Consider the following 22,450-nt stretch of genomic DNA (forward strand, 5'->3'; position numbering starts at 1 on the left):
ATTCGTGCTTAATGACTAGACATTAGATCAGGCGAGTTCGACCTGTTAACAGCTCCTGCATCATTCCCTGTTTAATGTGACGGGCTTTGTCGCGGCGGGCTTCGAGGGCGGCTAGTTCGGTGTCCATATCAGAGAGGATAGTGGCGATAGCTTTCTGCTCTGCCTGTGGAGGAACAGAAAACGTGATTGCTGAGATATTTGCCTTCGAAATCTCAAGAAATGTCGAGCCAAATGCGCGCTCAATCATGTCTTTCTTCATTGTCAGAAGCTTGTAGTACATGAATTCTTGACTTATATCGTCATGACAAATTAATGATTTAAAACCTTGGTTGGTACATAAGGGGGTTCTGGCTATTTTTAGCTCACCGATTGTTGCGCGTGTACAGATGAGCAATGATCCAGCAGGCAGTAGTCTTGCTCCACTGTCAGCTAAGCCGGCCTCAGAAATGTTGCGCTCAGTTTCTGATAAATACTTCCCTTTCGACCGAGTTATGTCCGTGGGAGTACACCACTTAATATTTCCACCCCAGTATTCAGGGTTCGAGGTTTTTGGCGTCCCCCCGCTGATTAACTCGCCGACGTCACCCAGGCGCTTCATTTCCCACTCCTCACTAAACCCCGGCAGGCGGCGTTGGCCGGTGAGGAGTTGTTGCATAGCGGCTTGCTGGATGTCACGCTTTTTGGCGATCAGTTGATCTAGACTGGTGATCACTGACTCAACTCCAGAAAGAGTAGAAGCTATTGCTTTCTGTTCTGCAAATGGAGGTATCGGATAGACGAAATTAACAGCATCACTGATGTTGAACTGCTTTTGTGCGGTGCCGTACTGTACGTTCTCGACTTGTTTTCGGCCAATATCCGAGTTCATGACATAGCAAAGCCAGGTAGAGTCAAATGCTCGGCCTTGCCTTATAATCATCATAGAAGCGCAATTACATCCATCAAGCTCAGGAGGGACTACAGCTGTAACTCCAGGCTCGCCAACACGAACCATGACTAAATCGTTGGCATACAGTCGTGAAGCGGAAATTTGATTGTTACTCTTCTCGGTAATTTTATTCGCGGTTTGCCATGAAATTGAGTTTTCACTGACATGCGAACCGACAAGCATTGGTATTGTTCCGGCCTCTTCGAAATATGAACTTGGATTTATGACAAGGCCTACTGTTTGTGATGGTGAGATGTCTCGTAGTCGTTTGACTTCCCAGTCTTGAGGTATAATTCCGACCTCGGTCTGCTTATACCCCGGCCTCACTTCTGCATTCATACAGCAAACCCCATCTTCGCCAGGTGCGCATTGACCTTGGCCGCCAGAGCGTCCACCTCAGCATTCAGCGCCGGCAATGGCGTGGCATAGCGCTCAGCCAGTTGGCGAATACGACCACTAAGGGCCTGGGACACCCGATCCAGCTCGGTCTGTACATCGGCTTGCAGGGTGGCCAGCCATTTATCGTCCACCACCAAGGTTAACAGCTCGGCTTCGCTGAGCTGGGCGTAGTGGGCCAGCACCTTGGCATCCAGCACCTTCTGCGCAGCTTTGGCCTTTTTGCTGGCTTCTGCCTCGCGCTCGATCAGCGCCAGGCATTGCTCCAGCGCCTGGCGTTCTTCATCGGCGTCGCGGTCGTGCTTGATGGCTTTAAGACGTGCCTTGACGCTGGCGGCGGTGAGTTTGCCCTTGTCGGTTTTGCCTTCTGCCAGCGGGCCGTCTTCGCCACCCTGCTCCTCATCCAGCTCTTCCAGCTCACGGCTGATAGCATCGCGCTTGGCTTCCAGCTCAATGATGGCGGCGGCTTCGGCAGCATAAAAGCGACGTACGACCAGCTCGGGTGGCAGCAGGTCGGTATTGGGCTCGCCCTGGCTAGAGCCGCTGGCAATTAGCGGCTTCCATCCATCGATCACCAGTTGGTACACATCGTCCTGAAAGGTGGCGTACCAGTAGTCCTGGAGGTGCTGGTAGACGTCGTAGGCATCCAGCAGCGGTGCTGCTTCGAAGCGATGCAGCAGATCTTCGGCCAACTCTTTGAGCAGCGCTTTGGGCTGATCGCCAATGGCGATGCCGGCGAGGTTTGGGCGGTGTTCGGCACGCCAGGCCTCGAACAGGCCCGCCACCGTCTGGCGAAAGGCTTCGAACTCGGGGTGGCCGAAGATGGTCGGCTTGATCTCGCTGATGGAAACTTTAAGGCTGAGGTAGCCGGCGCGCAGTGGCTCGAACAGCGCGCCGCGCAGGTTAGGCATTACCTCCCAGTAAGCATGTAGAGCGTCGATATCACGCTCGGGAATGCCGCCATGCAGGTGGGCCTCGATGTCCTGAAGATCTTCTGCTTCGCTGGTGTCGATATAGCGCGGGATATTCAGGTTGAAGTCGTTGGCCTCAATCTCGGCCATTGGCACCAGCCTCGCGAATTTCTCCACCTCAATTTGCTGGGTGAAGGTATCGACGATCTTGTGGATGTCCTGCTCACGCAGACGGTTCTTGTTGCCGTCCTTGATAAAGCCCTTACTGGCGTCGATCAGGAACAAGCCTTTGCGCCCAGCGCTGCCTTCTTTGTCTAACACGATGATGCAGGCAGGAATACCGGTGCCATAGAAAAGGTTCGCCGGTAGGCCGATGATGCCCTTGATGTAACCCTGCTGGAGGATGCGCTTACGGATGGCTGCCTCAGCACCGCCCCGGAACAGCACGCCGTGGGGCAGAATCACTGCCGCCTTACCGGTGCTCTTCAGCGAGGTGAGCATGTGCAGGAGGAAGGCGTAGTCGCCGTTCTTCTCAGGCGGAATGCCGTAGCTGAAGCGGTTGTACTCATCCTCTGCCGGATTGAAGCCATTGCTCCAGGCCTTGGTGGAGAACGGCGGGTTGGCGACAATAAAGTCGAACAGCTTGAGCTTGCCCATCGGGTCTTTGAAATGTGGTGCGGACAGAGTGTTGTCCTTCCAAATTTCCGCTGTCGGGCAGTCATGCAGGATCATGTTCATCTTGGCCAGGGCGCTGGTGGCGTTGTCCATTTCCTGGCCGTAGATGGCTAGGTCGAGGCCGGTGACGCTCTTGGCTTCGTCGTGTGCCTTGAGCAGCAGCGAGCCCGAGCCGCAGGTCGGGTCATAGATACTCTGCTTGCTGTCGGTGGCAGCGGCCAGGCCGATGACCTGAGCCATGATTCGCGACACTTCAGCTGGGGTGTAGAACTGCCCTTTGCTCTTGCCAGACTCGGTGGCGAAGTGACGCATCAGGTATTCGTAGGCATCGCCGAGGATGTCGTCGCCCTGTGCGCGGTTGCTGCGGAAATCCAGCCCCGGCGAGTTGAAGATGCTGACCAGATTGGACAGACGGTCGACCATCTCCTTGCCCTTGCCGAGCTTCTCCTGGTCGTTGAAGTCGGCCACGTCGATGACGCCGGTGAGGTTATTGGCCTCGGCCAGGCGGGCGATGATCTGGTTGATCTTGTCGCCGATCTCCTTGTCGCCTTTGAGCGCCACCATGTCGGCAAAGCTGCCGCCTTCCGGCACCTCGATCAGCGAGTTGGGGTCGCCAGCGTACTTGTCCGAAACGTACTTCACGAACAGCAGCACCAGGACGTAGTCCTTGTACTGCGAGGCATCCATTCCGCCACGAAGCTCGTCGCAGGATTTCCAGAGGGAGGAATAGAGTTCGGATTTCTTGATGGCCATCGGGCGTACTACCTGGGTCTGTCTGGTGGCTCAGGCAGAGCGGCGGTCTGGGTGCTCCCTGCGCGACCTGCCCGAGGTTCCGTTTCGTGACTGCATTCTCATGGCTGGGGCGGAGGCGTGCAATGCTTTGCCTCTCCTTGAGTGCCTGCGGGCCGAGTCGAGGCGAAAATTTCTGTGGTGATTGCAGCGCTGGTGCAGTGCGGGATGGTCGTGTTTGCGGATTGCGACGCTGCACCGTTAATGATGGGCATGCGAACTTGGGTTTTTCGGGGGGCGGGGCAGGCTGAAAGGAGAACCTAACCAAGGAGCTGCTATGAACCTGTTGATGTGCATTGCCCGAGTATTGTCGGCCCTCAAACCACGCCACCAGGCCTATACGACGATTGTTTATCCCGTATTCGGCCAGGCTGTGGTGATTCATGATGATCTGAACATTCGCCACGAGCGCCCCTGGTATCAGGTGGCTGAGTCGTTTAAGGCAAGATTCAGCGAGCCTGCCCAGGACCTCTGGTTCTCCGAATCCAACCAGGCCTGGGACGTTATTGATAGCGCGAGCGCTATTGACGGTCTTGCTACGACGACACTGACCATCGCTGATACAACGAGCAGCAATCACATGCAGGTCAACCCTGCCAATGGCCTGCCCATGATCGATGGCTGCATCGATGTCATGGGCAACCCCTTTGGCATGGACATGCTCAGCGACAGCTGGAGCGACTCCTTCTCGGGCTTTTCAGGCGTTGATTTCGGCTGATTTCCTACAGGAGGAATTGATCATGTCTGCACTGGGCTTTGCGGTTCTGTTTGTGCTGTGTTTTGCCATCGCGATGTCTTCGCTCGCACTGAATCTCGATGCTCGTATAGGGCGCGGCAGGAAGGTTTGTCAGCTGCCTTTGCCGTTGGACTACCTGGGCTCTGTGCGAGTTAGTGAACAGTCCCCGGAAAGGCGGCTGCTACTGGCAGTCGTAGGGAGTTTGCTGCTGTTCTTTGCGGCTATGGGGGCTATCGGCCTGGGGCAGCTGGCGACCATGATGCCGGAAACGGCTGCAGCGGTTTTTCAGGCCTATCCATGGCTGCAAAGTGCCTGGAGACCAATGATGGCATTCGGCCCCATCGTCTTTGTTGTCATTACTGTGCCGGGGATGGTTTTTCTGAAGTCGGGGATCGACTCGTGGGAGCGCTGAGTGGGCTGCCGTTTGTCGTCCGATTTGGCAATGGATGCATTGGGGGAGCGCCGCTGCTGGCGATGTACTGATGCTATCGGTGTCGTTGCTGCCAAAGCGTATCCGTTCCGGCAGCGTGCTTGGCCGTGCTTAGGTCTGAACGCATAAGGGCTTGGGTTCTCTGGGGTGCCGGTGAGGATGGAGGTAAATCGAACCCCAACCAGGAGATGCCATGCGCCATTCAACCGTGATCTGTCACAACTGCGGAAAAGTCATGGTGCCGCGTACGCGGTATAGCCGAAATCTTTTGGGCTATGCCCCCAGCGGTAACCATTGTCCGTTTTGCCTTAGCGAGAACTGGGACGGCAGCGCGCCTAGCCTGGGCATGCGACTGTTCGGGTTGCTTGGGCTGGGGCTTGGGGTCCTTCTCGCCATCCTGGTTGGGGCGACACTATTCAAGCTGCAGGCATGGATGGGACTCGATGATCAATATCCGCTGCTCTCACTGCTGACTCTGGCGGTTTCGGTATATTCCGGATACCGGTTCTATTTCTGGTTCGTGGCCTGGGATGGCGGGAACTAAGGAAACTCTGAAATAGCCGTCATTCCCGCGCAGGCGGGAATCCAGAGCCTGCGTAGCCCTGGGCTCCCGCCTTCGCGGGAGTGGCGATAGATGGCTTTTTCAGAAACTCCCTAACGCAAAGCTCGGCGTATATGGCCGGCCTGGTTCGGCCATATGCGCTCGACGGTCAGAACTGGAACTCGATATCGGCAGCGAAATAATATTTTCGCTCATTGCTGACTCTCACCGCCTCCAGGCCATGCAGGATCACCTGTTCCACCTCATCCTGACTCAGGCCGTAGGCGCTCTGAAATCGATCTCGTGCCCAGAATGACAGGCTATAGGCTTTCGCTCCGCGCCCCAGTTCCTCGCACGCATGGGGCGCAAGTTCGATTGCGTGTTTGAACACCTGGCTGCGCAGCCCCTCTGGCAGGGTGGCATGGCAGCGCGGAGACCATTTGGCATTTGTCAGTTGGCAGAAAATCAGTGACAGCCTTGTGTTGAGCGTCACTCCCGTTTTACCGCGCCGATTGCGCTGCAGCTCGTTGCTGGTGGTGGCGATATTCGGCCAAAGCCACCCCGCCTCAGACAGTGCTGGTAGATCCTCCTCGGTAATCAGCTCTGTCAGCAATAGAAACGCTCGATTCTGCAGTTCGCTGATCATCACTTTACGCTCGAATTCGCGCAGCAAACGGCTGCCCAGGGCGGGGTTTGCTCGCAGATAGTCCGCGTCCTCCTCGCTCAGGCGGCCGTCGAATATGCGTGGAATGAGCAGGGGGATGCTGCGTTTTTCACGCGCTTCTACACCGGGATGGCTGTCCGCACCTGACCTATTGCTGGCCGCCTGCTGGTGGTTGGGAACGATTGCCTCGGCACGCTTCTTGGCCTCAACTGGTAACGAAGGCTGCTTCTGCTTGCCAATTGTTGCCGGGGCGATGCCGACCTTATCGAGGCCCCTGGGAAAGATTTCTAACGGATGCTTGAGCTTTACACAACGCAGCGAAGGGCCTTTGCTGCCTTTCTGCAGGATATGCGGCGCGACGTACCAGATCAGCGAGCCGTCAGGGTCCTTATCGATTAACTCTCGCTCGCCCATCGCTGCCAGTAGGCTGTCATCGCTGCGGGGAAAACCAGCAACTTTGTCCCGGATGACGTGCTGGATAATTTCCGGTGCCCCAGTACTCCAGACGAGAAATACGCCCTCGGCAGTTTTCCACAGGCGCGAGCCTGGCTCGTTGAATGTCCAGGTGCCGTCATCCAGCAAAAACCGTATGGCGTCTGTGCAGAATTGCTGCGTTGAGCGATTCTCAGTGGGTTCGCTATGGGAATTGCCCGAGCGCTCTCTGTCTGCTTTAACTGATCGGCTGTCGGCCAGCTTCAGTGCTGCCGTAAGTGGGCCAGAGCTCCCTGACACGGCATCCAGCAGTGCCTGCCAAATGTCCCACCCCCCCTCGATCAACCAGGTACGAATTTGAGAGGTCACAAATGTACCAATCAGCACGATGGAGTGATCCAGGTGCTTGTCGGCGCGGCCCTTTTCCCATGCCAAGAAGTATCGACTAAGGTTGTTGGCAACCGCCCACTGGTGAATGGTCTGGGTGCCCATAACCCACTTCTTATCCCCTTCGAAGCTTATTACCCGTACATCCGTGAGCGGCTTGCCGGCGTCGTGAAAAAGCGCCGCGATGATCCCGGCGACATACCAGCGTCGCAGCCGCTTGCTCGCCTCCCCTGGGGTCAACTCATGGTCGAACCGGGTCATCACCATCCAGTCCAGCATGAAACAGGCGGTTTCCAGCCCATGGCGCAGCAAGCCGCCCGGAGTATTGTGGTGGTGGTGCTCTGATGCAGGCAGCAGATGCACAAGCTCCGCATACGCGATCAGAATCGGCTCCAGATAACTGCTGAATTCCTCAGGGGAGAGGCCTGATTGAATCTCCAGCTTATCCATCAATTTCCCCTGAAACTTGCGCATGCAGAACTCACCCGAGATCAGGCCGTAGTAGCCATGGTGGTATGGCGGGTTACGCAGGTATGTGGGGTCGCCGATGGCGCGCAGCAGTTCCTCGGGGAAGTCCTTGTAGGCCGGATGTGCGAATCGAGGATCCACGAGCGGTGCCAACAATTTGCTGCGCTTGGGCTTTCTAGGACGAATAAGTGAGAGCAGCCAGAAGATGAACTTGAGCATTGATTTCTCCAATTGGGGTTGGTGAAACCATGATCGCGATTGAAGTTCGTTTTGGGCGGGCTAATCCGACCACTTTTTGGTCAGATAAAAAATCTTAGGCTGGCACTGCTGCTAATCGCCTTGGGATGTCTTCAGCGTGCAGCAACATGAAGAGGTCTTCATCAAGCTTGAGAACCGCTGAAAAATAGGGGGAAGATATTCATGCACAAGCGCTATGCGGAGGCGAAGGCCGAAGCGCTCTCATACATCCTGCTAGCCGTGGTTGTGATGCTGGTCTGCTATGCGTTCTGGTCTCACTGGAGCATTACCAATCTGCCGATAGAAGACATTCACCAGCGTGGCGCACTGGTTCGGGCCGCTCCGGCGTTGCTAGCTGCTCTTATCGTGCCCCTGATGCTATGGGCAATCGCTTGCGGCAGGTTGCGGCTAACGGACGTTATGCGCAGGCACTGGATGATCTTTTCCCTTGCTGCAGCCGGGGTGTGTGCAATCGTTGCAAGCGCGTCCTGGCTGCTGCTTGACGATGGCTACCAATGGGGCGCTCAGGACAGGGTTATGACCACCGTCCTGCTGGTGCCGGTGGCAGTAATCTGTACAGGTCTGGTTGGCTACGCGGTGACCGTTAGGTCTGCTGGAAAGGCGGGTTCCCGTTAGCACCGCGTCCCTGGTTGGGAGCAATGTGGCGTGGTTAGGGGCCGGAATTTTACGTAGTATTTTACGTCCGGCAGAAAAAGCAAAGGCCTGCATCGCTGCAAGCCTTTGATTTATATGGTGCCGGCACCAGGAGTCGAACCCGGGACCTACTGATTACAAGTCAGTTGCTCTACCAGCTGAGCTATACCGGCTAGGTGGGGCGCCATTATATCCATTCGTCGGCCTGAGTAAAGCTATGTTCGAGCCTGGCTTTTCCAGGGTTGGCTATCAATAGCTTTTGGCTTATGCACAAAGAGAAGGCGCGTGCGATAGGTGCGCACCTTGTCTGTGCAATCGGTCACGCTTTTTTTGCAACTCATTGTTTTTGTTAGAGCTTATGCGGTTGAGCAAAAAATGATCAGATGTTTGCGAGGCTGTTCCCGATTGGCTTTGCAGGGGTTGCCCAGAAAGGATCAACAGAGTTATCCACAGGTTCTGTGAGCAACTCAGGCGCGTTCCGCCAGAAGCAGCAGGTTGCGTGGACTCAGTTGGTAATCGCAGAAGGTGCCCAGTCTGACGCTATAGCCCTGTTCGTCCAGATACAGGGCGCGGTCCAGCAGCAGCCAGAGCTCCAGTGGGCGGCGGAACAGGTTGCGCAGCAGCTCCAGGTTGCGCACCTCGGCCAGACGCTGCCAGCCGCTCGCCTCCAGTGTTGCCCAGTCCTGCTCGCCGGGCGAGGCCACGCCTTTCAGGGCGGCAAGGTCATGGCAGAAGCGGGCGAAGGGTTTGCTGAGCCACTCGCTGGGCAGCGATGGCGTCGGCAGGTATTCGTCGATACCGCGTAGTTGGCGCTGCAGCAGGTCGAAGGCCAGGCGCCAGGCCATGGATTGGTCGCGTTGCCTGCGTACCCGGGCGCCGGCCGTGACGGTCTCGCTTAGCGGCAAGCCCAGATCGTCGCGTGAGAGCTGCAGCGCCGATGCTTGCGCCGCTGTCGAAAGCGTTTGGTACTGCTTGCCGGCGATGCGGTTGTAGCAGCAGGGAGCGACCGCCAGTTGCGAGCAGCCATTACGGCTGGCCAGTTGCAGCAGGCGTACGTGCAGGTCGCCACAGGCGTGCAGGGCGACCGGGGTGTGTTCTTTGCTCAGGCGTTCGCTGCAATCACCGGCCAGCACATCCTGCTGCAGGTGCATGGCATCCAGCCCCAGCCGTTTGCTCAATGCGCTACCGGATTCGATCAGTGCCGGGTCGTACTCCAGGCAGGTCAAGCGCTGATCAGTCTGGGTCAGCCAGCGACCAAGATGGCCCTTGCCGGAGCACCAGTCCAGCCAGTGCGTGGGCTGTTGTTGAAACTGCAGGTGACTGGCGAAGGCCTGAATCTGCGCCAGCTTTCTACCGGGCACATCGACGCTAAGGTTAGGCGAGCGCGCTGGAGCGTCGCGGCTCGGGAGTTCGCCCAACTGGCTGAGCGCCTGCGCCTGGCGGGCTAGTTCGGTAAACGGAGCGGGTGCCGCGAGCGCAAAGAGGTCGCTGTCGCTGGCTTGCGCCTGCTCCAGAGAGCGGCTGCGCAGCCAGGCGGCAAGCTCGGGCAACTCTGCTTCCCAGGGCAGGCGCAGGTGATAAAACGGCCTTGGCCGCCACAGCGCCTGATGCTGCAGGAGAAAGCTGTCCAGCGCCTGGAAGCGGGCGAGCAGTTCGCCTGAGGTAAGAATCGGCTCGGACATGGCGTCTATGGCGGAAGGGCGGGCCGTCTGTGCAGGCGGCCCGCAGGCTTAGCGGCCCTGGCAGGCGTCGACGCGCAGCCAGCGCTCCAGCAGCTTGAAGAGGTTGATCAGGATGAAGGTGATGGCCAGGTAGAACAGTGCGGCGGTGAAGAAAAACTCCATGCTTACGTAAGTGCGGGCATTGAGCGTGCGTGCCATGCCGGTCAGTTCCAGCAGTGTGACCGTGCTGGCCAGGGCGCTGGCCTTGAGCATCAGGATCACTTCGTTGCTATAGGCCGGCAGGCCGATACGCGCGGCGCGCGGCAGGATGATGTGCAGCATGGCCTGGGTGCGCGACATGCCCAGGGCGCGTGCAGCCTCGATCTCGCCTGGCGGTACGGCCTGGATGGCGCCGCGCAGGATCTCGGCGATATAAGCGGCGGTGTGCAGGGTCATGGTGAGCACCGCGCACCAGTACGGATCACGCAGATAGGGCCAGAAGACACTCTGGCGCACGGCATCGAACTGGGCCAGGCCGTAGTAGATCAGGAACAGCTGCACCAGCATCGGTGTGCCGCGGAAGAAGAAGATGTAGCCGTAGGGCAGGGCGCGTACGTACCAGTGTTTCGACGCGCGGGCGATACCCATGGGCAGTGCCAGGATCAGTCCGGCAATGACGGCAACTGCCAGCAGCTCGACGGTCAGCAATGCGCCCTCGAACATCTTCGGCAGGTATTTGTAGATCAGCTCCCAGTTCATTGGTTGCTCCTGACGAAGCCGCGTGAGGCTTTCTTCTCAAGGAAGTGCAAGCCGATCATGGCGATGATGGTCAGCCCCAGATAGATGATGGCGGCGACCAGGAAGAAGGTCATCGGATTCTTGGTGGCTGTAACCGCGATTTGTGCCTGGCGCATGATTTCGGTCAGGCCGACCACCGACACCAGGGCGGTGTCTTTCATCAAAATCATGAACAGGTTGCCCAGACCGGGCAGGGCGATGCGCCACATCTGCGGCATGATCAGCTTCCACAGGATGCGGCCCTTGGACATGCCGAGTGCCTGTCCCGCTTCACGGTGCCCCTTGGGAATGGCCAAAATGGCGCCGCGGAATACCTCGGTGGCATAGGCGCCAAAGCACAAGCCAAGGGCGATAACGCCCGCAGCAAACGGGCTGAGTTCCAGGCTGCCGACGCCCAGGCTTTCGCCCAGCGCGCGCAATACGTTGACGGTGCTGAAATAGATCAGCAGTACCCAGAGCAACTCGGGCACGCCGCGTACGATGGTGGAATAGCTGCCGCCGAGCCACTGCAGCGGCTTGTACGGCGAAGTCTTGGCCAGCGCGCCGAGCAGGCCGAGCACCAGACCCAGAACCAGCGCGGAAAGCGCCAGTTGAATGGTCATCAGGGTGCCGGCGGCCAGGGCGGGGCCGAATCCTTGGAGATCGAAAATCATCGGAGGGCTCGGGCGACCGCGCCGCCAGGTCGGCGGCGCAGTGCCCTCAGGTCATCAGTAGATGCTGAACGGGAAGTACTTGTCGTTGATCTGCTTGTAGGTGCCGTCTTCGATGATGGCCTGCAGCGCGGTGTTCAGCTTCTCGCGCAGCGGATCACCTTTGCGCACGGCGATGCCGATCTTGTCGTTGTCGAATACCGGGTCGCCCTTGAACTCGAAGTCCTTGCCAGCGTCGCTCTTGAGCCATTCCCAGTTGACGAAGGTGTCGGCCAGCACGCCGTCGAGTCGGCCGGAAGCCAGGTCGAGGTAGGCGTTTTCCTGGGTGTCGTACAGCTTGATATCGACCACCTTGCCCATGTTGTCTTCCAGCCAGGTACCGGCGATGGTGGCGCGCTGGGCACCGATCACCTTGCCCTTGAGGCTGGCTTCGTCGGTCTTGAAGTCGGCCGACTTGGGTGCGATAAACTGCAGCTTGTTGGTGTAGTAGGGCTCGGTGAAATCGACCGCTGCCTGACGCTCTTCGGTGATCGACATGGAGGCGATCAGGAAGTCGAACTTCTTGGCGTTCAGCGCCGGGATGATGCCATCCCAGTCGGAGGTGACCACTTCGCACTCGGCCTGCATCTTGGCGCACAGCGCCTGGCCGATTTCCACGTCGAAGCCGGTGACCTTGCCGCTGGCGTCGATCAGGTTGAAGGGCGGGTAAGCGCCCTCGGTGCCGAGTCTGAGTTTGTCAGCTGCGACAGCACTGGTGCCGAAAGCCAGGGTGGCGGCCGCGGCCAGCAGGATCTTCTTATAGTTCTGCATGCGTGTTGCTCCGTGTTAGCGATTGCTGGACATGAATTGTTTACAGCGTGCCGAGTTCGGGTTGTCGAACACCTGGGCCGGTGGCCCCTGTTCCTCGACCAGGCCCTGGTGGAGGAACACCACTTCGCTGGATACCTGACGAGCGAAATTCATTTCATGAGTCACCAGCAGCATGGTGCGACCTTCATCGGCAAGTGCGCGAATCACATTAAGCACTTCTTGTACCATCTCCGGGTCGAGCGCCGAAGTCGGCTCATCGAACAGAATCACTTTCGGCTGCATGGCCAGGGTGCGGGCGATGGCTGCGCGCTGCTGCTGGCCGCCGGAAAGCTGGTTGGGGTAAACGTGACGCTTGTCGGCGATACCGACCTTGGCCAGCAGTGCCTCGGCCACCTCGATGGCCTCCGCCTTGCTCTGGCCGAGCACGCGCCGCGGCGCCTCGATGATGTTGTCGAGCACGCTCATGTGCGGCCACAGATTGAAATTCTGGAAGACGAAACCGATCTCGCTGCGCAGACGATTGATCTGTTTGTTGTCTGTAGCAACCAGCTCGCCGTTCTTCGCGGCCTTGAGCTTGAGCTCCTCGCCAGCGACGAAAATCTGACCCTGGTGCGGGTTTTCCAGGAGGTTGATGCAGCGCAGGAAGGTGGACTTGCCGGAGCCGGAGGAGCCGAGAATGGAGATTACATCGCCGTCTTTGGCCGTCAGGGAAATGCCCTTGAGCACTTCGAGATCGCCGTAGCGCTTGTGCAGGTTGCGAATTTCCAGCGCGGGCGTTGCCTCGGCCATGGGGTGGGATCCTCTTCTTCTTCGAATGCGCTCCGGCGTACGGCGGGCCGTCCTGGCAGGCGGCCAAGCTAGCATAGCGTTTCCGTGACCGCCAAGCCGTTTGCCGGGCGATAGCGCGTGGCCGGGTCGCGGGTGTCGCCTGGTTGCAGCTGCTTGTCGCGCAGGCGAAACAATGGCACGAGAAAAATGCCGGACGCAGAAAGCAAAAAGCCCCAGCGCGTGGCTGAGGCTCTTTGTCGTATATCAGTGGTGCCCAGGGACGGAATCGAACCGCCGACACGGGGATTTTCAATCCCCTGCTCTACCAACTGAGCTACCTGGGCCAACGGGGCGCTATTAGACGGATTTGAAGGATCAGTGTCAAGCGCGAGTTTGAAAAATATTTAATTATTTCGGGCGCTTAGGTTCGTGAGGGGCTGGAGACGGATTGTGTACCCAGCACACTGTCGCGGCTGAAGCCCCTCCCACAAGCATTCTTATTCGCTTGGCGGTACGTAGCCTTCCGCCTGGGCGTATTCCTCACCGGAGAGGAACTTGTCCATCTCGGCCTGGAGGAACTTGCGGTCCTCGGCGTTCATCATGTTCAGACGACGCTCGTTGATCAGCATGGTCTGGTGCTTCTGCCACTCGTCCCAGGCTTGCCTGGAAACGTTGTTGAAGATGTCTTCGCCTTTGGCGCCGGGGTAGGGCGCGCGATCCAGGCCGGGCAGTTCCTGTTTGTATTTGCGGCACAGCACGGTGCGGGTCATGTCGGTTCTCCAGCGGTAATGGCTTGCGCCGCGCGTTTCAGCAGCTTCTTCACCGGGGCGGCGAGGCCCAGGCGCGGCGGGGTGGCGAGGTTATACCAGAGCCAGTCGCCCTCGGCCACGCGGCTTGGCTGCTCGGTCACCCGCACCAGCCAGGGTTCGATGGCGAGCTGGAAGTGGCTGAAGGTGTGGGTCAGGCCTTCTAGTTCGCGGCGTTCGCCGAGTTCGAGCTGTTGCTGCTGGCCGAGGTCGTCGAGCTGAGACAGGTCTTCCAGTTCCGGCAGGCTCCAGAGGCCGCCCCACAGTCCCGTTGACGGGCGGCGATAGAGCAGGATGTCGCCGGCGGCATTGGTGAGCAGTGGCATCAGGGTGCGCTTTTGCGGCAGCGTCTTGCGTGGCTTGGGGATGGGGTAGCGGATTTCCAGGCCGAGCAGATGCGCCTGGCAGCCGCTGCGCACCGGGCATAGCAGGCAGGTGGGCTTGCTGCGGGTGCACAGGGTAGCGCCGAGGTCCATCATCGCCTGGGTGTAATGCCCGACCCGTTCGTGCGGCGTAAGGCGCTCGGCGACGTCCCAGAGCTGCTTGGCCACCTTCGGCTCGCCCGGATAGCCCTCCTGCGCCACGTAGCGCGCCAGCACGCGCTTGACGTTGCCGTCGAGGATCGGCGCACGCACGCCCATGCTCAGGCTGGCGATGGCGCCAGCGGTGGAGCGGCCGATACCGGGCAGCTCGCTGAGTGCCTCGACGCTGCGCGGGAACTCGCCGCCGTGCTCGTGCATGATGATCTGCGCGGTTTTCTGCAGGTTGCGTGCGCGGGTGTAGTAGCCCAGGCCCGTCCACAGGTGCAGCACTTCGTCTTCCGGTGCTTCGGCCAGGTCTTTCACCGTCGGCAATGCAGCCATGAAACGGTCGAAGTAACCGAGCACGGTGCTGACCTGGGTCTGCTGCAGCATGATTTCCGAAACCCAGACGCGATAAGGCGTGATGTTCTGCTGCCAGGGAAGATCCTTGCGCCCGTGCTGGTCGTACCAGGCCAGCACGGCGCCGTTGAACTGCTCGGGACTCATCGGTTGAACAGGCCCTTGAGTGCGTCTTTCAGATCCGGGCTGACCTTGTCGCCAAGTTTCTCTTCCAGCTTCTCGGTCAGCTTGTTGCCAGCCAGGCGTGCGGCGATCTTGCCCAGGCCGTCCTGATCCAGGCGGCAGGCCTTGGCGCCCAGCTCCAGCGGACCGCGGCAGCGCAGCGGCCATTCGATGCCGACGTAGCGTTCGTTGACCTGACAGGCCGGGTCCGGCATTTCACGCTTGTCGCCTTCGATGGTGATGCCGACCTTGTAGTCGAGACCCAGTACGCGCAGGTCGAGATCGCCATTGCCGCTGACCGCCAGGCCGGGAACCTGGGCCTTGAGGTCGGGGTTGTGAGCGACGCCGTCGCGCACGCTGAGGCTGCCCTTGAGCTCGCGGAAGGGGGTGTCCTTGCCGGTTGGCGGGTTGCTCAGCGACTTGCGGTTGAGCGTGGCGATGCCGCGACACAGCTGCTGTTCGAGGTTGGCATCGACCAACACGCCGTCGTTGAGGACGAAGCTGGCGTTGCCGTTGAGTGCCTCGACCCACTCCTTCTGGCTGTTGCCGCGGGTGTTGAACTTGGCATCGAGGTCGAGCTGACCTTTGATTGGAGACGGCTGATCATCCTTCTTCAACAGCGGCTCCAGCGGGATGCGGCTGAGGCGTTTTTCCACGCTGATCATCGGCTCGGCCTGGCGCACGTCGATGCGCCCGCTGCCAGCGAAACTGCCGCCTTGCATCTTGCCGCGCGCTTCCTCCAGGGTGATCAGGCCGCCACGGCCATTGGCCTTGAGATTGACGTCAGTGAAAGGCTGTTTGTCGTAGGTGAGCTGGCCGAGGCTGAGCGCCAGTTGCAGGTCGAGTTTGCGCAGCTGGTCCACCGGCAGCACCTTCTCGTTGCTCCAGGCCTGCTGGGTCGGGGCATTGGGCAGCGGGGTGGTGCCGTCCTTGCCGGCGATCGCGATGCTTTCCTTGACCTCGGCCTTGCGCGCAGCAGCGGGGCTGTCCTTGGCTTTCGGTGGCAGGTAGCGATCGAGGTCGAGCTTGTCGCCCTTGAGGTCGACGCGCAGCGCCTGCTTGCTGACATCGGCCACGCCGAGCTTGCCGGTGAAGGTGCTGCCGTCGAGCTTGAGGTTGAGCTCTTCGAACATCATGCCTTTGCTCGAACCGTTCAGGCGGCTGACCAGCTCGAACTGGTTAAGGGCGTCGCTGGCCTGCATGGCCGGCAGTTCGACGCCGATGCCGTCGAGAAACTCGCGCAGGTTCAGCGAGGCGATGGACAGCCCGCCGGAAATCTTGGCGTCCTCGCCCAGCTCGCGCGCCTTGATCTCGCCGAGGGCGCGCAACTGGTTGGCAGAGAGCTTGAGGCCGTTCCATTCGGCGATATTGGCGGCCTGGTCGACCAGCAATTGGCCTTGGGCAGAGAAGTTCAGGGTCTTGCCCTTGAGCGGTTCGCCGGACGCCTCGCCGGTCAGCTTGAGGTCTTCGAACTGGTAGCGCTTGAGGGCGCGGTCGAAGCGCAGTTGGCCTTCGACTTCGCTGCGTGCACGCAGCACCGGCTGGTTGGTGCCGAAGAAGGCGCTGAACTTGACCGGAATGCTGGCGCCTTCGCGAATCGCGCCGGTTTTCAGCTCGATATTCTCGACGGTGAATTGCTGGCCCTTCTGTGCGTCGCTGTAGTCAACACGCGAGTTGCTCAGGGTCAGGCTGTCGATATCCAGCTTGACCGGCTGGGCGGCCGGCTTTTCGTTCGGCTGGCTCGGCGGTGTGTCTTCACTCGGTGTAGGTTCGCTGGGCGCTGGTTGCGTGGTGCTGGCCTGGGCCGGGCGGCCGACGCCTTCCCAGTTGCCATGGCCCTTGTCGTCGCGCTGCAGGTTGAGATTGAGGCCGTCGACACGGATGTCGCTCATCTGCACTTCCTTGCGCAGCAGCGGCATCACGCGCACCGACAGGCCGATCATGCGCAGGTCGGCGAAGGGCTTGTCCGGCGTGTCGGCGCTGGCCAGGGTAGCGTCGGTCAGCTCCAGGCCCAGCCAGGGGAACAGGCTCCAGCCGATATCACCCTTGAGCTGCAGGTCGAGGTTGGCCTTGTCGTGGGCGATCTGGCGGATTTCGTCCTTGTAATCGTTGGGGTCGAACAGATGAGTCAGGGCGAACAGCAGCGCCACTACGATCAGCAGCAAGCCGAGAAGGAAGAGGCCCAGGATCTTGCCGAGCGCTTTCATGGACGAGTCCTTGTTTCGATAACGAAATGTGCGGGCGGCCAGTGGAGGCGCAGCCGTCGATAATGGCGCCGATTATAGCCTTACAGGGCTTCTGCGACCCGCTCGGCAATGGCCAGGCTGGCGGTGAGTCCTGGCGATTCGATGCCGAACAGGTTGGCTAGGCCCGGCAGGCGGTGGTCGGCAGGGGTTTGGATCAGGAAGTCGGCAGCCGGTTCCCCGGGCCCGCTGAGCTTGGCGCGCACGCCGGCATAGCCGGGTTGCAGGCGGTTCGCATCGATTGCCGGGAAGTAGCGGGCAATGGCAGCGGCGAAAGGCGCGCGCAGGTCCTCGTCGACTGCGTAGTCGAGCGCATCCAGCCAGCGCACGTCCGGGCCGAAGCGCAGTTGGCCGGCGAGATCGAGGGTGGCATGGATGCCCAGGCCGGCAGTATTGGCCTCCGGCATCGGGTAGATCAGCCGGGAGAACGGCGAGCGCCCGCTATAGCCGAAGTAGCGGCCCTGGCACAGATGCAGTGGCGGCACTGGCAGGCCTTCGATGGTGCTGGCCAGGCGCTGGGCGAAGGGGCCGCCGGCGTTGATCACCCGTTGTGCGCGCAGGGTAAAGATTTCGCCGGCGCTGTGGCCGCTGGCGATCCAGGCGTCGCCGTCGCGCTGCAAGCGTTCGACGCGGCTGTGCAGCACCAGTTGTGCACCGCGACTCTCCGCCACCGCCAGCAGCGATTGCAGATAGGCATGGCTGTCGATGATGCCTGTGCTCGGCGAGAGCAGGGCGTGGACACCACGCAGGGCGGGTTCCAGCTCCCGCAGGCGCGACCGGTTGACGGGTTGCAGATCGTTCACGCCGCTGGCCTCGGCATTGCTGGCCAGCGCCTCGAGCTTGCCGATTTCGTTCTCCTGCACCGCCACCAGCAGTTTGCCGATCCGCCGATGCGCCACCCCGTGCTGGTTGCACCAGGCGTACAGACGTTCGCGACCCTCCAGGCACAGCTCGGCCTTGAGCGAGCCGGGCGGGTAATAGAGGCCGGCATGAATGACCTCGGAGTTGCGACTGGAGGTGTGGCTGCCGATCAGCCCCTCCGCCTCCAGAATCAGCGTATCGGGCCCGCCCAGGCGGGCGGCGCAGGCCAGGCCAAGGGCGCCGGCGCCGATGATCAGGGTGTCGACTTCGTGCATGGCTGTATCGCTGTGTTTGCTGGTTGGCGGGAGCATAGCAAGAGCTGCGTTGCGCTTTTCGGCATGGGCGCGTCGGTCTGCGCTGCGGATCCGACCATCGCCGGTAGCCGTTGCCGCCCCGGCACGCCTATAATGCTGGCCTTTTTCCGTTAGCAATTCGTGGAGCTGGTGATGGCCGAACGTACGGCATTCGTCGAGCGCAACACCCTGGAGACCCAAGTCAAGGTCTCGATCAACCTGGATGGCACCGGCAAGGCCAAATTCGATATTGGCGTGCCGTTTCTCGAGCACATGCTCGACCAGATCGCCCGTCATGGCCTGATCGACCTCGATATCGAGTGCAAGGGCGATCTGCATATCGACGACCACCACACCGTCGAGGACGTCGGCATCACCCTCGGCCAGGCTTTCACCAAGGCTATCGGCGACAAGAAGGGCATGACCCGCTACGGTCATTCCTACGTGCCGCTGGACGAAGCACTGTCGCGCGTGGTGATCGACTTCTCCGGTCGTCCCGGCCTGCAGATGCACGTGCCGTTCACCCGCGCGGTGGTCGGCAACTTCGACGTCGACCTGTTCCAGGAATTCTTCCAGGGCTTCGTCAACCACGCGCTGGTGTCCCTGCACATCGACAATCTGCGCGGGCACAACACCCACCACCAGATCGAAACCGTGTTCAAGGCCTTCGGCCGCGCGCTGCGCATGGCGGTGGAGCTGGACCCCCGTATGGCCGGGCAGATGCCCTCGACCAAGGGCTGCCTGTAAATGCAGACGGTAGCCGTAATCGACTATGGCATGGGCAACCTCCACTCGGTGGCCAAGGCGCTGGAACACGTCGGCGCCGGCCGCGTGCTGGTAACCAGCGACGCCAAGGTGATCCGCGAGGCCGACCGCGTGGTGTTCCCCGGCGTCGGTGCAATCCGCGATTGCATGGCCGAGATCAGGCGTCTGGGCTTCGACGAGCTGGTGCGTGAAGTCAGCGCCGACCGTCCGTTTCTCGGCATCTGCGTCGGCATGCAGGCTTTGCTCGAACGCAGCGAGGAGAACGATGGCGTCGACTGCATCGGCCTGTTCCCCGGCCAGGTACGCTTCTTCGGCAAGGACCTGAGCGAAGACGGCGAGCGCCTCAAGGTGCCGCACATGGGTTGGAACGAGGTCAGCCAGGCGGTGAAGCACCCGCTGTGGCACGACATCCCGGAAAATGCGCGCTTCTACTTCGTGCACAGCTATTACATCGAGGCCGGCAAGCCGCAGCAGGTGGTCGGTCGCGGTCACTACGGCAAGGACTTCGCCGCGGCACTGGCCGAGGGCTCGCGCTTCGCCGTGCAGTTCCACCCGGAGAAGAGCCACACCCACGGCCTGCAGCTGCTGCAGAACTTCGCCGCCTGGGATGGGCGCTGGTAATGGCCCGCAACAAGGCTCCCAGTCTCGCGCTCGAGCCTGCCCAGGAGCAGGCCGCGCTGCTGATGCTGCAGCGCTTTCTCGACGAGCGTTTCGAGCTGCAGCTAGGCACCTTCGAAGTGCAGGAAGTCCTCGACCAGATCACCCGCGAGCTGGCGCCGCACTACTACAACAAGGCGATTCTCGACGTGCAGGCGCACCTGAAAGACAGGTTCGAAAGCATCGAGAGCGACCTCTGGGCGCTCGAAAAGAGCTGAGCGCCTTACCGAATTCAAACTTGAGCAGGTTCAACCGATGCTGATTATCCCCGCTATCGATCTCAAGGACGGCGCTTGCGTGCGTCTGCGTCAGGGCCGCATGGAAGACTCCACGGTTTTTTCCGATGACCCGGTGAGCATGGCCGCAAAATGGGTCGAGGGCGGCTGCCGTCGTCTGCATCTGGTCGATCTGAACGGCGCCTTCGAAGGCCAGCCGGTCAACGGCGAAGTGGTCACCGCCATCGCCAAGCGCTACCCGAACCTGCCGATCCAGATCGGCGGCGGCATTCGTACCCTGGAGACCATCGAGCACTACGTGCGCGCTGGCGTCAGCTACGTGATCATCGGCACCAAGGCGGTGAAAGAGCCGGAGTTCGTCACCGAGGCGTGCAAGGCCTTCCCCGGCAAGGTCATCGTCGGCCTGGATGCCAAGGACGGTTTCGTCGCCACCGACGGCTGGGCGGAAGTCTCCAGCGTGCAGGCCACCGACCTGGCCAGGCGCTTCGAGGCCGACGGCGTGTCTGCCATCGTTTATACCGACATCGCCAAAGACGGCATGATGCAGGGCTGCAACGTCGAAGCTACCGCCGCGCTGGCTGCCGCCAGCAAGATTCCGGTGATCGCCTCCGGCGGCATCCACAACCTCGGCGACATCGAGAAGCTGCTGCTGGCACGCTCGCCAGGCATCATCGGTGCCATCACCGGCCGGGCCATCTACGAAGGCACCCTGGATGTGGCCGAAGCGCAGGCCTTTTGCGACAACTTCAAAGGTTAAACCGAAGGGCGGGTGAAACCCGCCACCACTGACGCAATCTTTATCGGTGGGTTGCACCCACCCTACGGGAGCTCCGTATGGCACTGGCTAAACGCATCATCCCTTGCCTGGACGTGGACAACGGCCGCGTGGTCAAGGGCGTCAAGTTCGAGAACATCCGCGATGCCGGCGACCCGGTGGAAATCGCCCGCCGCTACGATGAGCAGGGCGCCGACGAGATTACCTTCCTCGACATCACCGCCAGTGTCGATGGCCGCGACACCACACTGCATACCGTCGAGCGCATGGCCAGCCAGGTATTCATCCCGCTGACCGTGGGTGGCGGGGTGCGCAGCGTGGCGGACATCCGCAATCTGCTCAATGCCGGCGCCGACAAGGTGTCGATCAATACCGCCGCCGTGTTCAACCCTGAGTTCGTCGGCGAGGCCGCGGCGCGCTTCGGTTCGCAGTGCATCGTCGTCGCCATCGACGCCAAGCGCGTGTCCGCGCCGGGCGAGCCGGGCCGCTGGGAGATCTTCACCCATGGTGGGCGCAAGCCGACCGGCCTGGATGCCGTAGCCTGGGCGAAGAAGATGGAAGACCTTGGGGCTGGCGAGATCCTGCTCACCAGCATGGATCAGGACGGCGTGAAGAGCGGCTACGACCTGGGTGTGACCCGCGCCATCAGCGAGGCCGTGCGCGTGCCGGTGATCGCCTCCGGTGGCGTCGGCAACCTGCAACACCTGGCCGATGGCATCCTCGAAGGCAAGGCCGATGCCGTGCTGGCGGCGAGCATCTTTCACTTCGGCGAATACACCGTGCCGGAAGCCAAGGCTTACCTGGCCAGCCGCGGTATCGTCGTGCGCTGATCTGTCGCGCCGCTGGGGGCTGTACAGCAGCCCCGAGTGGCGTTGTCATTTGCCTAAATCGCCCGATTGACGCTGCTTTCGCTAAAAGCTGCGGGCGAGTCGACGGCAAAGTGCCAGCGATCCGGCTAGCATGAGCTCATATCCCTTCACTCTGCTTCTCCGCGCTTGCGGAGGGCTGCTTTTTGCCGAGCATTTTCGACACGGAGTCTTCATGTTCCTTCTTCGATTCGTGACCATCCTGGCCCTGACCTGCGGCCTCAGCCTCGCCCGTGCAGAACCGCTGGTGCTGCTCACGGAGAATCTGCCGCCGTTCAACATGTCGGTCAGTGGCAACAACTTCGCCCGGGACGACAACGTCACCGGTATCAACGCCGATATCCTGCGCGCCGTCTGCGAGCGCGCCGAGGTCGACTGCCAGATGATCCTGCGTTTCCCCTGGCGCCGCGTGTACCAGCAGACGCTGGACGATGTCGGCTACGGCCTGTTCTCCACTGCACGCACCGCCGAGCGTGAAAACCAGTTCAAATGGGTCGGGCCGCTGGCCAACAACGAGTGGGTGCTGTTCGCCCGCGGTGACAGCGATATCCAGCTGGCCTCTCTGGACGATGCGCGGCGTTACCGCATCGGTGGCTACAAGGACGATGCCAAGACCCAGTTCCTGCTTGACCGCGGCTTCGAGGTGCAGACGGCGCTGCGCGATAACGAGAACGTGCACAAGCTGGCACGCGAGCAGATCGATCTGTGGGTCACCTCGAATCAGGCTGGGCGGTACATGGCGCGCCAGGAGGGTATGCACGACCTCAGGGTGGTACAGCAACTGCACACCGCTGAACTCTACCTGGCGCTCAACCTGCAAACCCCGGATGAGCTGGTGCAGAAGTTGCAGAGTGCATTGGATTCGCTGCGGGCCGAGGGTGCGTTGAAGAGCATCGAGGCACGCTATTGAGGCACACTGCCAGTAATCGCTGGGCCGGGGAGGGCATGGCGGTTATCCTGACGCGGTCTG

The 22,450-nt window shown here is 60.6% G+C and carries 22 protein-coding genes and 2 tRNA genes; 10 read left to right on the forward strand and 14 right to left on the reverse strand.

Annotated elements, in window-relative coordinates:
• Positions 1-22: 22 nt before the first annotated feature.
• The gene (locus tag B2U07_RS11620) at positions 23-1,267 is read right to left on the reverse strand and encodes a restriction endonuclease subunit S (protein WP_296277007.1); all 1,245 of its coding nucleotides are present in this window, start codon (positions 1,265-1,267) and stop codon (positions 23-25) included.
• Positions 1,264-3,663 carry a type I restriction-modification system subunit M gene (locus tag B2U07_RS11625; RefSeq protein ID WP_296277008.1) on the reverse strand — a complete coding sequence of 800 codons (2,400 nt, stop codon included), beginning with the start codon at positions 3,661-3,663 and terminating at the stop codon, positions 1,264-1,266. The genes B2U07_RS11620 and B2U07_RS11625 overlap by 4 nt, the downstream gene beginning before the upstream one ends.
• A 313-nt stretch (positions 3,664-3,976) precedes the next feature.
• Here B2U07_RS11625 and B2U07_RS11630 point away from each other — a divergent pair, with 313 nt between their 5' ends.
• From B2U07_RS11630 to B2U07_RS11640, 3 genes are all read left to right on the forward strand, one after another.
• The gene (locus B2U07_RS11630; protein WP_296277009.1) at positions 3,977-4,417 is read left to right on the forward strand and encodes a hypothetical protein; all 441 of its coding nucleotides are present in this window, start codon (positions 3,977-3,979) and stop codon (positions 4,415-4,417) included.
• A gap of 22 nt (positions 4,418-4,439) precedes the next feature.
• Positions 4,440-4,847, forward strand: coding sequence for a hypothetical protein (locus B2U07_RS11635; protein WP_296277011.1), 408 nt, complete (start codon positions 4,440-4,442; stop codon positions 4,845-4,847).
• Positions 4,848-5,058: 211 nt separating this feature from the next.
• The gene (locus tag B2U07_RS11640; RefSeq protein ID WP_296277013.1) at positions 5,059-5,409 is read left to right on the forward strand and encodes a hypothetical protein; all 351 of its coding nucleotides are present in this window, start codon (positions 5,059-5,061) and stop codon (positions 5,407-5,409) included.
• A gap of 166 nt (positions 5,410-5,575) precedes the next feature.
• On the opposite strand, the gene mobH is transcribed toward B2U07_RS11640, so the two are convergent.
• Entirely contained in the window at positions 5,576-7,576 is a 2,001-nt protein-coding gene (gene mobH, locus B2U07_RS11645; RefSeq protein WP_296277015.1) for a MobH family relaxase, read from the reverse strand.
• A 201-nt stretch (positions 7,577-7,777) separates the two neighbouring features.
• On the opposite strand from mobH, the gene B2U07_RS11650 reads away from it, so the two are divergent.
• Positions 7,778-8,230: a hypothetical protein gene (locus B2U07_RS11650; protein ID WP_296277017.1), complete on the forward strand. Its 453-nt coding sequence runs from the start codon at positions 7,778-7,780 to the stop codon at positions 8,228-8,230.
• Positions 8,231-8,345: 115 nt separating this feature from the next.
• Here the strand turns inward: B2U07_RS11650 and B2U07_RS11655 are convergent.
• The 11 genes from B2U07_RS11655 to B2U07_RS11705 form a co-directional block, all read right to left on the reverse strand.
• Positions 8,346-8,421: transfer RNA gene (locus B2U07_RS11655), tRNA-Thr, on the reverse strand.
• Positions 8,422-8,715: 294 nt separating this feature from the next.
• Positions 8,716-9,930 (reverse strand): methyltransferase, encoded by a 1,215-nt coding sequence (locus tag B2U07_RS11660; RefSeq protein ID WP_275546804.1) that lies wholly within the window; start codon positions 9,928-9,930, stop codon positions 8,716-8,718.
• Between the two features lie 48 nt (positions 9,931-9,978).
• Positions 9,979-10,668: an ABC transporter permease gene (locus B2U07_RS11665; protein ID WP_275546805.1), complete on the reverse strand. Its 690-nt coding sequence runs from the start codon at positions 10,666-10,668 to the stop codon at positions 9,979-9,981.
• Positions 10,665-11,360 carry an ABC transporter permease gene (locus B2U07_RS11670; protein ID WP_197859232.1) on the reverse strand — a complete coding sequence of 232 codons (696 nt, stop codon included), beginning with the start codon at positions 11,358-11,360 and terminating at the stop codon, positions 10,665-10,667. Before B2U07_RS11670 ends, B2U07_RS11665 begins: the two co-directional genes overlap by 4 nt.
• A 54-nt stretch (positions 11,361-11,414) precedes the next feature.
• The gene (locus B2U07_RS11675; protein WP_197859233.1) at positions 11,415-12,167 is read right to left on the reverse strand and encodes an ABC transporter substrate-binding protein; all 753 of its coding nucleotides are present in this window, start codon (positions 12,165-12,167) and stop codon (positions 11,415-11,417) included.
• 15 nt (positions 12,168-12,182) lie between these two features.
• Positions 12,183-12,956, reverse strand: coding sequence for an ABC transporter ATP-binding protein (locus B2U07_RS11680; RefSeq protein WP_197859235.1), 774 nt, complete (start codon positions 12,954-12,956; stop codon positions 12,183-12,185).
• A 247-nt stretch (positions 12,957-13,203) separates the two neighbouring features.
• Positions 13,204-13,279, reverse strand: a tRNA-Phe gene (locus B2U07_RS11685).
• Between the two features lie 153 nt (positions 13,280-13,432).
• Complete coding sequence (locus B2U07_RS11690) at positions 13,433-13,705, reverse strand: oxidative damage protection protein (RefSeq protein WP_037055319.1); 273 nt, start codon at positions 13,703-13,705, stop codon at positions 13,433-13,435.
• Positions 13,702-14,769, reverse strand: coding sequence for an A/G-specific adenine glycosylase (mutY, locus tag B2U07_RS11695; RefSeq protein ID WP_275546806.1), 1,068 nt, complete (start codon positions 14,767-14,769; stop codon positions 13,702-13,704). The genes B2U07_RS11690 and mutY overlap by 4 nt, the downstream gene beginning before the upstream one ends.
• Positions 14,766-16,991, reverse strand: a complete 2,226-nt coding sequence (locus B2U07_RS11700; RefSeq protein ID WP_275546807.1) for an AsmA family protein — start codon at positions 16,989-16,991, stop codon at positions 14,766-14,768. Before B2U07_RS11700 ends, mutY begins: the two co-directional genes overlap by 4 nt.
• Positions 16,992-17,071: 80 nt before the next feature.
• Positions 17,072-18,163, reverse strand: coding sequence for an NAD(P)/FAD-dependent oxidoreductase (locus B2U07_RS11705; protein ID WP_275546808.1), 1,092 nt, complete (start codon positions 18,161-18,163; stop codon positions 17,072-17,074).
• A gap of 171 nt (positions 18,164-18,334) precedes the next feature.
• Between B2U07_RS11705 and hisB the strand changes: the two genes are divergently transcribed.
• The 6 genes from hisB to B2U07_RS11735 all read left to right on the forward strand — a co-directional run bounded on the left by hisB (position 18,335) and on the right by B2U07_RS11735 (position 22,390).
• The gene (hisB, locus tag B2U07_RS11710; protein WP_099526028.1) at positions 18,335-18,928 is read left to right on the forward strand and encodes an imidazoleglycerol-phosphate dehydratase HisB; all 594 of its coding nucleotides are present in this window, start codon (positions 18,335-18,337) and stop codon (positions 18,926-18,928) included.
• A complete protein-coding gene (gene hisH, locus B2U07_RS11715; RefSeq protein WP_090429589.1) occupies positions 18,929-19,567 on the forward strand; it encodes an imidazole glycerol phosphate synthase subunit HisH in 639 nt (212 codons plus the stop codon). It abuts the gene before it with no gap.
• Complete coding sequence (locus B2U07_RS11720) at positions 19,567-19,821, forward strand: DUF2164 domain-containing protein (protein WP_024309931.1); 255 nt, start codon at positions 19,567-19,569, stop codon at positions 19,819-19,821. The genes hisH and B2U07_RS11720 overlap by 1 nt, the downstream gene beginning before the upstream one ends.
• Positions 19,822-19,858: 37 nt before the next feature.
• The gene (gene hisA, locus B2U07_RS11725; RefSeq protein ID WP_275546809.1) at positions 19,859-20,596 is read left to right on the forward strand and encodes a 1-(5-phosphoribosyl)-5-[(5-phosphoribosylamino)methylideneamino]imidazole-4-carboxamide isomerase; all 738 of its coding nucleotides are present in this window, start codon (positions 19,859-19,861) and stop codon (positions 20,594-20,596) included.
• A 77-nt stretch (positions 20,597-20,673) separates the two neighbouring features.
• Positions 20,674-21,444, forward strand: coding sequence for an imidazole glycerol phosphate synthase subunit HisF (gene hisF, locus B2U07_RS11730; RefSeq protein ID WP_197859247.1), 771 nt, complete (start codon positions 20,674-20,676; stop codon positions 21,442-21,444).
• A 211-nt stretch (positions 21,445-21,655) separates the two neighbouring features.
• The gene (locus B2U07_RS11735; protein ID WP_275546810.1) at positions 21,656-22,390 is read left to right on the forward strand and encodes a substrate-binding periplasmic protein; all 735 of its coding nucleotides are present in this window, start codon (positions 21,656-21,658) and stop codon (positions 22,388-22,390) included.
• Positions 22,391-22,450 lie beyond the last annotated feature (60 nt).

It is taken from the genome of Pseudomonas sp. UBA7530 (genome assembly GCF_002479365.1).
In the GTDB taxonomy this organism is placed as follows: Bacteria; Pseudomonadota; Gammaproteobacteria; order Pseudomonadales; family Pseudomonadaceae; genus Aquipseudomonas.